At 42.6% G+C, this 230-nt stretch carries 1 protein-coding gene; it reads right to left on the bottom strand.

Features of this window, described 5'->3' with window-relative positions:
* On the bottom strand, positions 1–230 hold a 230-nt coding region (locus LKX83_RS33010; RefSeq protein ID WP_227887515.1), incomplete at both ends, for a hypothetical protein.

Below are 230 nucleotides of genomic sequence, written 5' to 3'. Positions count from 1 at the left end.
AGGAGTGCAGAATTTGTATCCATTCTTTATTCTCCTTCCGGGCGTTTTCTAGCTGCTCGTGCAGCGATTCATTTAATTTTAACAGGCTGTCGACTTTTTGCTGCTGCTGGTAGGTAGTAACCTCCAACGCGGTATAACATTGATAGTGTTTATGGTCCTCGATAATGAAGTAGTCGTACGAGCAGCTCATCTCTTCATTGATGTCATCCAATGAACGAACTATGTAGAAG

It is taken from the genome of Cohnella baijiui, from assembly GCF_020731285.1.
GTDB lineage: Bacteria > Bacillota > Bacilli > Paenibacillales > Paenibacillaceae > Cohnella.
Note: the sequence above shows the minus strand (reverse complement) of the source record. Positions and strands in the feature narration are given on the sequence as shown.